This window comes from Streptococcus suis, from assembly GCF_002964575.1.
GTDB classification, from domain to species: domain Bacteria; phylum Bacillota; class Bacilli; order Lactobacillales; family Streptococcaceae; genus Streptococcus; species Streptococcus suis_R.
In genome coordinates, this window is the sequence record NZ_POQQ01000046.1 from 58,877 (window position 1) to 71,644 (window position 12,768).

At 41.7% G+C, this 12,768-nt stretch carries 15 protein-coding genes; 13 read left to right on the forward strand and 2 right to left on the reverse strand.

Annotation, left to right across the window (positions count from 1 at the left end; translation table 11 throughout):
- Positions 1-72 precede the first annotated feature (72 nt).
- Positions 73-1,206, forward strand: a complete 1,134-nt coding sequence (locus tag C1E58_RS05930) for a hypothetical protein (protein WP_105209709.1) — start codon at positions 73-75, stop codon at positions 1,204-1,206.
- Between the two features lie 78 nt (positions 1,207-1,284).
- Here C1E58_RS05930 and rlmD read toward each other — a convergent pair whose 3' ends face one another.
- Positions 1,285-2,637 (reverse strand): 23S rRNA (uracil(1939)-C(5))-methyltransferase RlmD, encoded by a 1,353-nt coding sequence (gene rlmD / locus C1E58_RS05935; RefSeq protein ID WP_105209710.1) that lies wholly within the window; start codon positions 2,635-2,637, stop codon positions 1,285-1,287.
- 37 nt (positions 2,638-2,674) lie between these two features.
- On the opposite strand from rlmD, the gene recX reads away from it, so the two are divergent.
- The 4 genes from recX (at position 2,675) to C1E58_RS05955 (ending at position 5,330) form a co-directional block, all read left to right on the forward strand.
- Complete coding sequence (gene recX / locus C1E58_RS05940; RefSeq protein ID WP_105209711.1) at positions 2,675-3,451, forward strand: recombination regulator RecX; 777 nt, start codon at positions 2,675-2,677, stop codon at positions 3,449-3,451.
- 77 nt (positions 3,452-3,528) lie between these two features.
- The gene (locus tag C1E58_RS05945; protein ID WP_105113630.1) at positions 3,529-4,062 is read left to right on the forward strand and encodes a DUF402 domain-containing protein; all 534 of its coding nucleotides are present in this window, start codon (positions 3,529-3,531) and stop codon (positions 4,060-4,062) included.
- A gap of 57 nt (positions 4,063-4,119) precedes the next feature.
- The gene (locus C1E58_RS05950; protein WP_105113631.1) at positions 4,120-4,437 is read left to right on the forward strand and encodes a DUF960 domain-containing protein; all 318 of its coding nucleotides are present in this window, start codon (positions 4,120-4,122) and stop codon (positions 4,435-4,437) included.
- A 149-nt stretch (positions 4,438-4,586) separates the two neighbouring features.
- Complete coding sequence (locus C1E58_RS05955; protein ID WP_105209712.1) at positions 4,587-5,330, forward strand: GntR family transcriptional regulator; 744 nt, start codon at positions 4,587-4,589, stop codon at positions 5,328-5,330.
- Between the two features lie 16 nt (positions 5,331-5,346).
- Here the strand turns inward: C1E58_RS05955 and C1E58_RS05960 are convergent, their stop codons facing one another.
- Positions 5,347-6,057, reverse strand: coding sequence for a GntR family transcriptional regulator (locus C1E58_RS05960; RefSeq protein ID WP_105209713.1), 711 nt, complete (start codon positions 6,055-6,057; stop codon positions 5,347-5,349).
- Positions 6,058-6,277: 220 nt separating this feature from the next.
- Here C1E58_RS05960 and C1E58_RS05965 point away from each other — a divergent pair, with 220 nt between their 5' ends.
- The 8 genes from C1E58_RS05965 to C1E58_RS06000 all read left to right on the forward strand — a co-directional run bounded on the left by C1E58_RS05965 (position 6,278) and on the right by C1E58_RS06000 (position 12,689).
- Positions 6,278-8,050: a glycoside hydrolase family 35 protein gene (locus C1E58_RS05965; RefSeq protein WP_105209714.1), complete on the forward strand. Its 1,773-nt coding sequence runs from the start codon at positions 6,278-6,280 to the stop codon at positions 8,048-8,050.
- A 55-nt stretch (positions 8,051-8,105) separates the two neighbouring features.
- Positions 8,106-8,591, forward strand: a complete 486-nt coding sequence (locus C1E58_RS05970; RefSeq protein WP_105113635.1) for a PTS system mannose/fructose/N-acetylgalactosamine-transporter subunit IIB — start codon at positions 8,106-8,108, stop codon at positions 8,589-8,591.
- A gap of 39 nt (positions 8,592-8,630) precedes the next feature.
- On the forward strand, positions 8,631-9,527 hold the full coding sequence (locus tag C1E58_RS05975) for a PTS mannose/fructose/sorbose/N-acetylgalactosamine transporter subunit IIC (RefSeq protein ID WP_105209715.1): 897 nt from the start codon (positions 8,631-8,633) through the stop codon (positions 9,525-9,527).
- Positions 9,514-10,329 carry a PTS system mannose/fructose/sorbose family transporter subunit IID gene (locus tag C1E58_RS05980; RefSeq protein WP_105113637.1) on the forward strand — a complete coding sequence of 272 codons (816 nt, stop codon included), beginning with the start codon at positions 9,514-9,516 and terminating at the stop codon, positions 10,327-10,329. Before C1E58_RS05975 ends, C1E58_RS05980 begins: the two co-directional genes overlap by 14 nt.
- Positions 10,330-10,333: 4 nt before the next feature.
- The gene (locus C1E58_RS05985) at positions 10,334-10,738 is read left to right on the forward strand and encodes a PTS sugar transporter subunit IIA (RefSeq protein WP_105209716.1); all 405 of its coding nucleotides are present in this window, start codon (positions 10,334-10,336) and stop codon (positions 10,736-10,738) included.
- A 184-nt stretch (positions 10,739-10,922) separates the two neighbouring features.
- Positions 10,923-11,924: an aldose epimerase family protein gene (locus C1E58_RS05990; protein WP_105209717.1), complete on the forward strand. Its 1,002-nt coding sequence runs from the start codon at positions 10,923-10,925 to the stop codon at positions 11,922-11,924.
- A gap of 107 nt (positions 11,925-12,031) precedes the next feature.
- Positions 12,032-12,286: a DUF1912 family protein gene (locus C1E58_RS05995; RefSeq protein WP_105209718.1), complete on the forward strand. Its 255-nt coding sequence runs from the start codon at positions 12,032-12,034 to the stop codon at positions 12,284-12,286.
- A gap of 16 nt (positions 12,287-12,302) precedes the next feature.
- Positions 12,303-12,689 (forward strand): helix-hairpin-helix domain-containing protein, encoded by a 387-nt coding sequence (locus C1E58_RS06000; RefSeq protein ID WP_105209719.1) that lies wholly within the window; start codon positions 12,303-12,305, stop codon positions 12,687-12,689.
- The last annotated feature ends 79 nt before the right edge of the window (positions 12,690-12,768 follow it).

Consider the following 12,768-nt stretch of genomic DNA (forward strand, 5'->3'; position numbering starts at 1 on the left):
CTTTTTTTTTTTAGTATACTGATGGAAGTGTCTTTTGACACAAAAGTATTATATATAACGGAGGTTTTTCATATGAAAATCAAAAGAAATTCTGGCAAGAAACAACTTCATAAGTGGGCCAAACTTGGTGTTGCTTTTGCTTCTATCGCTGTTTTAGGTGGTGTGGTTGCTCCTGTGGGTAGCCAGTTGTCAAATACTCCGAATGTTGCTTATGCTCAGGAGAAGACCACTAAAGTTATTGTTAACATCAGTAAGTTTTCAAGTAACTTCGAGACAAATATACAATCAACGAATGTTGAATATATACCTACAGGAGTTTCAAAAACATATATAGCTCCTGTTTTTGAGGGGTATGAGCTGGAAGCTGCTAGGATAAGCTATTTGGATACAATGACAATCACTCACAGTAGAGATGGGGTTCTTACACTACCAGATGGATTTAGCGATAGTATTATTGGTGTAACTTTCAACTATTTTGAAGTTGAAAAACCAGCTGAAACCCAGCCAACCACGTCAAGTAGCTCGACTAGTCAATCTAGCGCTGGCAAACCAAGCGAAACAAGCACTTCCAGCACCCAACCAAGTGCTACTAAGCCAACCGCTTCAAGTAGCTCAACTAGTCAATCTAGCGCTAGCAAACCAAGCGAAACAAGTACTTCCAGCACCCAATCAAGTGCTACTAAGCCTACCACTTCAAGTAGCTCGACTAGTCAATCTAGCGCTAGCAAGCCAAGCGAAACAAGTACTTCCAGCATCCAGCCAAGTGCTAGCAACCCAACAGAAACCAAGGTTACTGAGGACCAAGTATCCACTTCACCAGTCTATCGCCTTTATCATGAAGACTTGAAGGTCCATCTCTATACCAGAGATGCCCATGAATATAAGGTCTTGGCAGGTCGTGGTTGGAGACAGGAAGGTCAGGCATTCTTGTCCGCATCAAAAGGTAGCCCAGTTTATCGTCTCTATCATGAGGGCTTGAAAGTCCATCTCTATACCAGAGATGCTCACGAGTACAAGGTTTTAGCAGGTCGTGGTTGGAGACAAGAAGGCACTGCCTTTTACTCAGTGACAGATGGCACACCTGTTTACCGCCTTTACAATGAAGGATTGAAAAAACATCTTTACACTACAGATGCAAATGAATACAAAGTGCTAGCTACACGTGGCTGGACACAGGAAGGAATCGCCTTCTACTCGGCTAAGTAAACAGAGCAAGCTTAAAGCAAGTCCATTGGACTTGCTTTATTTCTTATTCACGAACGACAAGGACAACATTTCTAGTGATTACTTCTTGCTCAGCTTTACAACCGCCTCTGTTCGTGCAGTATGTGGAAACATATCAACGGATTGAATGTATTCAACCTGATAAGCTTTGGTTAGCTGGACCAAATCTCTGGCTAGGGTTGAAACGTTGCAGGATACATAGACCATTTTCTCTGGTTTGTATGCCAAGATGGTTTTGAGGAGTTTTTCATCTAGTCCCGTCCGAGGTGGGTCGACTACTAGGGCATCTGCACGGTAGCCTTCTTTGTACCACTTAGGAATGATATCCTCTGCCTTACCAGCTTCGTAGTAGGTATTGGTCAGTCCCATTCGTTTGGCGTTGACCTTGGCATCCTCGATAGCTTCTGGGATGATGTCCATACCCCGAACAGACTTGACCTTTCGTGCAAAGGCAAAGCCAATGGTTCCCACGCCACAGTAGGCATCAATCAAGTCTTCATCGCCAGAAATATCCAGTGCCTTGACTGCTTCTCCATAGAGAACTTCCGTTTGTTGGGGATTTAATTGGTAAAATGCCCGAGGTGACAGGGAGAACTCGTAGTCCAAAACAGCTTCTTCAATGGCTTGTTTGCCCCAGAGAATTTCTGTTTTTTCCCCATAGATGTCGCTAGTCTTCTGTCTGTTCCAGTTTAGGGCAACAGTGACAATAGCAGGAAATTGCTTGGTTACTTCTTCAATGAGTTTAGTCAGATTGACCTGGCAGGAGGTGACAAAAATAACCTGCACCTGACCAGATTGACGGGCCCTGCGGACCATAACCGTACGAATTCCCTGCTCCTTACGCTCGTTGTAAATAGGGATACGGTGCTTGGTTAGTAGGTCAGCAATCCTATTGATAACCTTTTGTGTTTCCTTGTCTTGGACATAGCAGTCTGTAATACCAATCAGGCGATGGGAATTTTCAGCATAGAGCCCAGCCTTGACTTGACCCTTGAATGAACGGGTTTGAAACTGTAATTTAGCCCGATAATGACTGGGCTGATCCATTCCAATGGTTGGGTGGATGAGGTAATTCTCATAGCCTGCTGGCTTAAATTTCTTCAAGGCTTGTTGGAGCAGGTCTTGCTTGAAGTCCAGTTGCTTGTCATAACGGAGGTGCATGATTTGACAGCCGCCACAGGCTTGATAGATGTCACAGCTTGGTTTGACCCGGAATTTGGATTCCTTGTTAATTTTCAGTAGCCTTGCTTCCACAAAATTACGTTTAACAGAGGTTACTTGACAGTAGATTTCTTCTCCCTTGAGGGCACCAGGAACAAAGACCAGCGTTTTTTGATAAAAGCCAATACCTTCGCCATTGATACCCATTCGCTTGATTTTCAAGGGAATTCGTTGGTTTACTTGTAGATTCATATTATTATTTTACCGAAAATTCCTGTATAATGAAAGAATGAGAATTACAAAAATCGAAAAGAAAAAACGGCTCTATCTCTTAGAAGTTGAAGGACAGGAAAACACCTATATTACAGAAGATACCATTGTTCGCTTCATGCTCAGTAAGGACAAGGACATCACAGAAGAGGAATTTCAAGCCATTCGGGATTTTGCCCAATTTTCCTATGGGAAAAATTTAGCCTTGTATTTTATTTCTTTTAAGCAGAGGACGAAAAAGGAAGTACTTGATTATCTGGCAAAGTATGAGATAGTGGGAACAACTGCCCTAAAAATTGTCGCAAACTTGGAAGAGGACAAGTGGATTGACGATAAAGCCTATGTGGAGGCATACATCCGTCAGAATGGGTTGAGTGGTGACAAGGGACCAGCTATGCTTCGTCAAAAGTTAATGGCCAAGGGAATTTCAAAAACCTTGATTGATGGAGGCTTGGCAGAGGTCGATTTTTCAGACCTGGCTGGTAGGGTGGCTGAGAAGTTGCTTCGGAAATACCAGAACAAGTTGCCTCTACGTGCCTTACAGGATAAGCTGGTTCAGGGCTTGATGGCTAAGGGATTTTCCTATGAGCTAGCCAAACAGAGTATGAATCAATTAGCATTGACATCAGATGAAGAAAATGAAGCAGAGTTGATTGCCAAGGAGTTAGACAAGCAGTACCGGAAATACAGCCGAAAATATGAGGGATATGAGCTGAAACAACGTTTGATGCAGGCTTTGGCTCGCAAGGGCTTTGATTTTGACGCAATAAAATCTGCTCTTCGTGAATATCTATGAGAAAAATCTTCGCCTAGGTTGAAAAAATATGGTATAATAGTCAAGATAAATTGTAATAGTAGAAAGTTGGTAACAAAGTGAAATTACCAAAGGAAGGCGACTTTATTACTATTCAAAGTTATAAACATGACGGTGAAATTCATCGCACTTGGCGTGACACCATGGTATTAAAAACAACGGAAAATGCTATTATTGGAGTCAATAATCATACCTTAGTGACTGAAAATGACGGCAGACGTTGGGTAACGAGAGAGCCAGCAATCGTTTATTTTCATAAGAAATACTGGTTCAATATCATTGCAATGATTCGTGAGAACGGAGTTTCCTATTATTGTAATCTTGCCAGTCCTTATGTTCTAGACAATGAAGCACTCAAGTACATCGACTATGACCTAGATGTTAAGGTTTTTGCGGATGGTGAGAAAAGGCTCTTGGATGTGGACGAATATGAGCGTCATCGCAAGGCTATGAAGTATTCCAATGATATTGATTTTATTTTGAAAGAAAATGTCAAGATTCTGGTGGATTGGATCAACAATCAACGTGGTCCCTTCTCCCCAGCCTATGTCAATATCTGGTACAAACGCTATTTAGAACTGAGAAGTAGATAAAGTTAGAGAGAGAAAATCCTGTTTTGCAGGTTTTTTTCTTACCATAAAGGAGGAAAGATGGCTTTTGATCAAACAAATGGACGATACGCAAGTTTTGGTATTGTCACCTCATTGCCCGGAGAAGTTATTGACAGTTTTTGGTATTTTATTGATAACTACTTAAAGGGAGTTATTCCCTTAAAAAGTGTCCTGCGTTTTTCCATCAAAAATCGAAAAGGGAAGGTGACACTTGTTTTTTCTCAGGAGGGCTATAAAAATGCTATTGCTCTGGATTTGAACAGTCGCTTCGATCCTTTTTATCCGTCAACGATTTTAGTGATGGATAAGCAGGGCAAGGAAACCATTACTCTGCCAGATGAGGTGACCTTGTTATAGGTCGGATGGCTGTAGGGAGCTGGAGACTGTTTGACCCATGAAAGCAAAAGGATAGAAAATTCTTATCTACCACGTTATATGTATTGTTAATATATGATATTTGTTGTAAAATAAATATAGAGATTTCGTTGGTTAGAAAGGAGGACATGATGGTCAATCAAGTTGATGAGAAACCCCTTTATTTGCAACTGGTCGATGAGCTTGAGGTGGCTATTCGTGAGAGGATGGCTCCAAACGATAAATTATTCTCAGAACGTGAATTGACACAGGTCTATGGGGTTAGTCGCATTACTGTTCGTCTGGCCTTGCAGGAATTGGAGAAGCGTGGTCTTGTTTATAAGAAACATGGCAAGGGGACCTATGTTTCAGAAATTTCGGATACAGCTGTGGATTTATCGCAAGCCTATAGTTTTACCGAGCAGATGAAGAAAATTGGGAAGCGCCCACGGACAGCTATTTTATCTTTTGGATGCGTTCAAGCTACGGATTATATTGCCCAACATTTGCAGGTTAATCTTGGTGAGAAAGTCTTTGAAATAGAACGTCTTCGCCTAGCTGATGAGGTTCCGATGATGTTGGAAAGAACCTATGTACCTGCTTCCCTCTTTCCTGCCTTGACAGCCAGCAGGATGAGTGAAAAACCACTCTATGAAATCTTTCTTGAAGATTATGGTCAGATGATTCGATTGGCAGAAGAAGAGTTTTACGCCAGTATTTCTTTAGACAATGAAGCGAAGATTTTAGGTATTCCAAGTAACAGTCCAGTTCTTCATTTGGTGAGAAAAACCTATAATGATAAAAATAGGATAATAGAGTTTACCTTTAGTATTGCTAGGGCAGACCAGTTTCGCTATAAGATTAGCCATCAGAAACAGAAAAACGCAGATAGTTAAGTCTGCGTTTTTGCTTTTAACGGTGGTTGGCCGTGATTTCGAATTTATAGTATTTCCAGTGTTTATAGGTTTCAGTATATTCCATAATTTCGCCACTTGCACTGTGAGTGGTTGTTTTGTTTTGAAGAACGGCTGGCTCAGTGGTTTTCAACTGCAAGTGTTTTGCAACTTCTTTTGGACATGGGCTAACAATTTCATTTGTTTCCACAAATGGTTCTTCAGACATGTGGATGTTGTAATCCAACTTGAAGCGTTGGTAGATAGATTGGTAGTGCTCTAGTGGAGCATCTGGATTTTGGATATATCGTTGTGGAATATAGGAGTTATGGAAAATGTATGGCGTATTTTCTGCTGAACGGACACGAACAATTTTATAATAGAAATCATTTTTGTCTAAATTAAGTTTTTCAAGGATTTCAGGGTCATTGCCTTTTTCACAAGAGAGCACGATAACGGAATCCTTATCCATAGAGAAGACTTCAATATCAGAAAATTCTACCAAACGACCCTTTCGTGAACGAGAAACAAAGGTTCCTTTGCCTTGTTGACGGACCAGATAGCCATCCTTAACCAATTCATTGACAGCACGGATAACCGTAATAGAGCTAACGTTAAATAGTTTTGTCAATTCAGATTCAGTGTAAAATTTATCGCCATTTTCAAATTTACCAGAGATAATCTGTTGACGTAAGTCATTTTGTATCAGTTGGTACTTAGGTACTTTCATATTTATTACTTCCTTTCTAGCGATTATTATACTAAATGGATTTTGAAAAATCAAAATATATAACTGAAAAATCAAAAAAATTTAGGAGAAAACCCCTTTCAAATCAAGCATTTTTCAAAAAGAATAAAATATTTCAAAAAAATTTCAAAAAGTAGTGGACATAACCAGTAAAAAGTGTTATTATATTAACAGAAAGGTATATGATTATAAAGGTGACAAGATGACAGAGTTCTATATAAAAGATCAAATTTACTTAGATCATCAACCCTTTAAAATTTTATCGGGTGCTATCCATTATTTCCGAGTACACCCTGATGACTGGTATCATTCCTTGTATAATTTGAAAGCCTTGGGTTTTAACACGGTTGAAACCTATGTTCCTTGGAATATGCACGAACCTAAGAAAGGTGAGTTCTCTTATGAAGGAATACTAGATCTTGAGCGCTTTTTACAGCTAGCACAGGATTTGGGGCTTTATGCTATTGTTCGCCCTTCCCCATATATTTGTGCCGAGTGGGAATGGGGAGGTCTCCCCGCTTGGCTGATGCAGGAAGAGCTGCGGGTTCGTTCGCATGACGAGCGCTACCTAAAGCACTTAGATGAATATTACGCTTCTCTTCTTCCTAAATTGGCCAAGTTCCAACTCGCACAAGGTGGTAATATCCTTATGTTCCAAGTAGAGAACGAATATGGTTCCTATGGTGAGGATAAGGAATATCTAAGAGCAGTAGCAAGTCTAATGAGGAAATATGGGTTGACAGCTCCCCTCTTCACCTCAGACGGTGCTTGGCGGGCGACGCTTCGAGCAGGAACGCTAATTGAAGATGACGTCTTTGTGACGGGTAACTTTGGTTCGAGAGCCAGAGAAAACTTTGCCAACATGAAGGCTTTCTTTAATGAATATGGGAAAGAATGGCCCTTCATGTGTATGGAGTTCTGGGATGGCTGGTTCAATCGCTGGGGCGATGAGGTCATTCGCCGTGACCCAGATGAGATGGTCGATGCTGTTATGGAATGTATTGAATTGGGTTCTATCAATCTCTACATGTTCCATGGTGGAACCAACTTTGGGTTCATGAATGGTTGCTCTGCCCGTGGTCAGATTGATTTGCCACAGGTAACTTCTTACGATTACGATGCGATTTTAGATGAGGCTGGCAATCCAACCAAGAAATTCTATGCCTTGCAAAAACGTATGAAGGAAACCTATCCAGATTTGGACTATGCTGAGCCACTGGTAAAAGAAGCCAAGGCCTTTCCAAGTGTGGACTTGAAGGATAAGGTAAGTCTCTTTGCTGTAGCAGAAAATGTAAGCGATTACTCATCTAGCTTCTATCCGAAAAATATGGAAGAACTGGGGCAATCGACGGGCTATATCCTATATAGAACGCAGTTAGAGCGGGATAAGGAGGAGGCAGAACGGCTTCGTGTCATTGATGCGCGTGACCGTATTCAAGTCTATGCGGATGGTCGTTTGGTTACCACACAATACCAGACAGAAATTGGTGAAGACATTGCACTAGAGTTTGCATCCAACCATGTTGAACTGGCTGTTTTGGTTGAAAACATGGGACGGGTCAATTATGGTCATAAGTTGACAGCACCGACACAGTCTAAAGGTTTGGGCAGAGGTGCTATAGCAGACTTGCACTACATTGGTAATTGGGATATGTATCCATTGCCGCTGGATGATATTTCTGGTCTAGATTTCACGAAAGAGTGGCAGGAGGGTCAACCAGCCTTCTATCGCTATCAGTTTGAAGTGGAAGAACTGGCAGACACTTACTTAGACATGACAGGTTTTGGGAAGGGTGTCGTATTTGTTAATAATGTCAATATCGGACGTTTCTGGGAAAAAGGTCCAATCCTCTATCTCTATATTCCAAAAGGATACTTAAAGAAAGGAGTTAATGAAATAGTCGTTTTTGAAACGGAAGGGCAATATAGAGACAAGATTAGCTTTTCACAGGAACCCGTTTATAAAAAAGTATAGGTGCTCCGTTGAGGGTGTCTAACAGAAAGATTTATGAAGAAAAGGAGAACACTGTATGGCAATTATTGCTACACGTATTGACGGTCGTTTGATTCACGGTCAGGTTGCTAACCTTTGGACTACAAAATTAAATATTAGTCGGATTATGGTTATTGACGATGCTGTTGCTCAAAACGACATTGAGAAACAAGGTTTGAAATTAGCTTGCCCACCGGGAGTAAAATTATCTATTTTGCCAATCGAAAAAGCAGCTACTAACATCAAGGAAGGTAAGTATGACGCACAACGCTTATTGATTGTTGCTCGTCGTCCTGAAAACTTCCTGCGCTTAGTTGAATATGGTGTAGAACTCGCTGAATTGAATGTCGGCAATATGTCACAATCACCAGAAACTCGCTCTGTTACTCGCTCTATTAACGTTGTAGATAAGGACATTGCGGACTTTGATGCCTTGGTTGCTAAGGGAGTAAAATTGATTGCTCAAATGGTACCAGGCGACTCACCAAAAGACTTTATGCCTCTCTTGGATAAGGTCAGATAAATTTCGGATATTTTTGAAAAATTTAAAAGGAGGTTCACTATTATGCAATGGTGGCAAATATTACTTCTAACGCTCTACTCTGCTTATCAGATCTGTGATGAGTTGACTATTGTATCGTCAGCTGGTTCTCCAGTCTTTGCAGGGTTCATCTCTGGTTTGATCATGGGTGACATGGCAACTGGTTTGACTATTGGAGCAGCTCTTCAGTTGATGGTACTTGGTGTCGGTACTTTCGGTGGTGCATCTCGTATCGACGCAACTTCTGGTGCGGTTCTTGCAACAGCTTTCTCAGTATCACAAGGTATTGACCCAGAGCTTGCCGTATCTACTATCGCAGTACCTGTAGCAGCACTTCTTGTTTATACAGATATTGCTGGTCGTTTCTCAACTACTTACTTCGCACACCGTGTGGATGCTGCGGTAGAAAAATTTGACTATGCAGCAATCGAACGCAACTACCTTCTAGGCGCTATTCCATGGGCAGCATCACGTGCACTTCCTGTGTTCCTAGCGCTTGCATTTGGTGGTGAGTTCGTAGAATTGATGGTTACAAAAATCCAAGAATATCAATGGATCGCAGATGGTTTGACTCTTGCAGCTCGTATGCTTCCAGGTCTTGGTTTTGCAATCTTGCTCCACTACCTTCCATTGAAACGCAACCTTCACTACTTGGCAGTTGGTTTTGCCCTTACAGCTATGTTGACTGTTCTTTACGGTAACGTTTCAGCTTTGGGTGGTGCTGTTGCTGGTATCGTTGGCACTCTTCCTGAAGATGCAGGTATCGCTTTTGTGAACAACTTCAAAGGCTTGTCAATGATCGGTATCGCTATTGTGGGTGCTTTCCTTTCAGTGCTTCACTTCAAAAATAGCCAAAAAGTAGCAGTGGTTGCTCCATCAGTTTCAGAAAGTGGGGAAATTGAAGATGACGAAATCTAATTACAAACTAACAAAAGAAGATTTTAATCAAATCAACAAACGTAGCTTGTTCACTTATCAGTTGGGCTGGAACTATGAGCGAATGCAGGGTTCTGGTTACCTCTACATGATTTTGCCACAGCTTCGTAAAATGTATGGAGATGGTACTCCTGAATTGAAGGAAATGATGAAATTGCATACTCAATTCTTCAACACTTCTCCATTCTTCCATACTATCATTACTGGTATTGACTTGGCGCTTGAAGAAAGCGACGGTGTCGCTTCTAAGGATGCGGTTAACGGTATTAAGACAGCCTTGATGGGACCATTTGCCCCAATCGGTGACTCTATCTTTGGTTCCCTTGTTCCAGCTATCATGGGTACTGTAGCAGCGACTATGGCTAAAGAAGGAACTCCAGCAGGTATCTTCCTTTGGGTAGCAGTAGCAGTAGCTTATGACATCTTCCGTTGGAAACAGTTGGAAATTGCCTATAAAGAAGGTACTAAACTCATCACAACTATGCGTGATAAGTTGACAGCTCTTGTAGATGCTGCTTCTGTAATGGGTGTCTTCATGATGGGTGCCTTGATTGCAACTATGATTAACTTTGAAGTATCTTGGGCTCCAAGTGTTGGTGAAAAAGTGATTGATGTACAAGACTTGCTCAACACTATCTTCCCTCGTTTGGTACCAGCTATCTTCACAGGCTTTGTCTTCTGGTTGCTAGGACGCAAAGGTATGACTTCTACTAAGGCTATCTTGATTATCATCGTTCTTGCAGTAACGCTTTCAGCAATCGGTAAGTTTGTCTTTGGCATGTAAGCATATGGGTAAGAGTTTAGTTTTAGTAAGTCATGGTATCTTCTGTGAAGAGTTGAAAAAATCAACTGAGATGATTATGGGTCCTCAGGAGGATATCTATACAGTAGCTCTTTTACCAGAAGAAGGTCCAGAAGACTTCCAGAAGAAATTTGAAGAAACAGTTGCTAATTTAGATGACTTTGTTGTATTCGCTGACTTGTTGGGCGGAACACCAGCCAACGTTGTTTCCCGTAAATTGATTGACGGTGGGCAGTTTGACCTCTATGCAGGTATGAACATGCCTATGGTGATTGGTTTCTTGAACGGCGTCCTACTAGGTGAAGCAGTTGACTATGTGGAATTTGGTACAAACAACCTCGTCCATGTCAATGCCTTGCTAACTAGTGGCAGTGATGATGAGGATGAGTGAAACAGTTCGGGGAACTGTTTCAGCTGGTCACCTTGAAATAAGAAAGTGACCAAAGAAAGCCCGAGCCTAGAAATGGGTTTCTCGTTCCAGTTTTCTGACTAGTCATCTATATGATGAGGCTTTAAGTATCCTGAGGGGAAGCAAATTGATTGCCTCCCCTCATTTGATGTTGTGAGGAAAAGCAATGATTGAAGTAAAAGAATTTGGTGAAAAAGCGAAGCTCTATTGCTTGAAAAATAAAAATGGTATGCAGGTCAGTCTGACGGATTTTGGTGCCAGAGTGGTGGAATTGCTTTTGCCAGTAGATGAAAATGGCGGTCTACGGAATGTCAGTTTGGCAGCAGGGTCGGATGATGATTATCGTAAGACAGACTTGTACCCTGGTTCAACTATTGTCCCAGTAGCGGGGCGTATTTCAGGTGCTCAGGCTGAGATAAAGGGAACCAGTTATCAGTTCACAGAAAATGAACCTGGTAGAACCTTGCATGGTGGGATTGACACGGCAAATGAACAGTACTGGGATGTTGCTCTTGACCATGAAAAAAATCAAGTTACCTTTGGGATTGTCCTAAAAGATGGTTTCAATGGTTTTCCAGGAGATGTGAGGGTTGAGGCTATTTATGGTCTAACAGACCAGAACGAGTTGACGGTGGATTATCGAGCGGTGTCTAGCAAAGACACGATTTTCAATCCGACCAATCACATCTATTTCAACTTATCGGGGGATTTTCAGCAGTCAGTAGCAGACCATGAAATTCGAATTGCGGCTAATCGCTATGCTCCGCTTGGTGAGGATAATCTGCCAATAGGTGTCTTGGAGGATGTGACGGGAACGCCGTTTGACTTTAGGGAGAGAGCAAGATTTGCTCAGGGCTTTGACAGTCAACATCCTCAGAATATCCTTGTGAAAGGTTACGACCATCCATGGCTTTTGGAGCAGGTGGAGGTTCCGGTTGAAGTTAGTAGCCCAGATGGGAAAATAAGTCTGCGCGTGCGAACCAATCAGGCATCAGTTGTCATCTACACCTACAATTATCCTGTTGAAGCTTTGGCTGCCTACCATGGTGCCTTTAGCTTGGAATGCCAGGCTCTGCCAAATGCTTGCAACCTAGATGGCTTTGGCTCTATTTTGCTGGAAAAAGATGAGGAATTCTTGTCTGAAACAGTTTATCAATTTACTTGGTAAGAAGGAGAGGCTCTACCTGCTAGACAGATAGGGCTTCTTGTCTTTTTTGGAAAATGTGGTATAATAAATCGGTGTGTTTCGATTGAAGCAGACGAAAGAGGAAAATAATGACAAAAGAACAAGAATTTTTAAAGGAATTTGAAGCTTGGGTCAACACTCAGGTCATGGTAAACGAGATGGCGGTAGAAGAAAGCCGTCGTGTATTGGAAGAGGATAAGGATGCGCGTGCTGCGGATGCTTATATTCGTTATGAAAGTAAGTTAGATGCCTATCGCTTTATCCAAGGGAAATTTGCCAACTACCATGCTGGCAAGGGCTTCCATGATTTACCAGATGGCTTGTTTGGCCAGAGACATTATTAAAGAGAGGAAAGAAATCTTGGCAAAGAAAAAAGTAAATCGTAAGAAACAATTGAAAAAATACATAGCAGACTTAAGACGTGCAGGTCATCTGACTACGAATGTAGCGCGTGAGGCTGTTGAAACTGTAGTTGAAAAGACAGAAACTGTAGTGGAGCAGGCTGTTGAACAAGTCAAGGAAATTGTAGCAGAGGTGACTTCTTCAGCGACTTCATTGGAAGACTTTTTGGCACTTCCTGACTTGGAAGGCATTGCGGCAGCGCGTTTGGAAACCTTCTACCAAGCAGGTATTCAATCTGTGGCTGATTTTGCAAACCATACAGAGAAAGAGCTCTTGGCTCTTAAAGGCATCGGTCCTGCAACCATCAAGCAGTTGAAAGAAAAAGGGATTGAGTTGAGCGCTTAATATAACAGAAACCAACGGAAATGAGTTGGTTTTTTCTTTTTCTCTTGCTATAATAGAATTAGAATATTCAAGGAGAAAA

What these genes read in the sequence shown, in the direction of transcription:
- C1E58_RS05930 (WP_105209709.1), top strand. Translation starts at nt 73, where the DNA reads ATGAAAATCAAAAGAAATTCTGGCAAGAAACAACTTCATAAGTGGGCC.
- rlmD (WP_105209710.1), bottom strand. Translation starts at nt 2,637, where the DNA reads ATGAATCTACAAGTAAACCAACGAATTCCCTTGAAAATCAAGCGAATG.
- recX (WP_105209711.1), top strand. Translation starts at nt 2,675, where the DNA reads ATGAGAATTACAAAAATCGAAAAGAAAAAACGGCTCTATCTCTTAGAA.
- C1E58_RS05950 (WP_105113631.1), top strand. Translation starts at nt 4,120, where the DNA reads ATGGCTTTTGATCAAACAAATGGACGATACGCAAGTTTTGGTATTGTC.
- C1E58_RS05955 (WP_105209712.1), top strand. Translation starts at nt 4,587, where the DNA reads ATGGTCAATCAAGTTGATGAGAAACCCCTTTATTTGCAACTGGTCGAT.
- C1E58_RS05960 (WP_105209713.1), bottom strand. Translation starts at nt 6,057, where the DNA reads ATGAAAGTACCTAAGTACCAACTGATACAAAATGACTTACGTCAACAG.
- C1E58_RS05965 (WP_105209714.1), top strand. Translation starts at nt 6,278, where the DNA reads ATGACAGAGTTCTATATAAAAGATCAAATTTACTTAGATCATCAACCC.
- C1E58_RS05970 (WP_105113635.1), top strand. Translation starts at nt 8,106, where the DNA reads ATGGCAATTATTGCTACACGTATTGACGGTCGTTTGATTCACGGTCAG.
- C1E58_RS05980 (WP_105113637.1), top strand. Translation starts at nt 9,514, where the DNA reads ATGACGAAATCTAATTACAAACTAACAAAAGAAGATTTTAATCAAATC.
- C1E58_RS05985 (WP_105209716.1), top strand. Translation starts at nt 10,334, where the DNA reads ATGGGTAAGAGTTTAGTTTTAGTAAGTCATGGTATCTTCTGTGAAGAG.
- C1E58_RS05990 (WP_105209717.1), top strand. Translation starts at nt 10,923, where the DNA reads ATGATTGAAGTAAAAGAATTTGGTGAAAAAGCGAAGCTCTATTGCTTG.
- C1E58_RS05995 (WP_105209718.1), top strand. Translation starts at nt 12,032, where the DNA reads ATGACAAAAGAACAAGAATTTTTAAAGGAATTTGAAGCTTGGGTCAAC.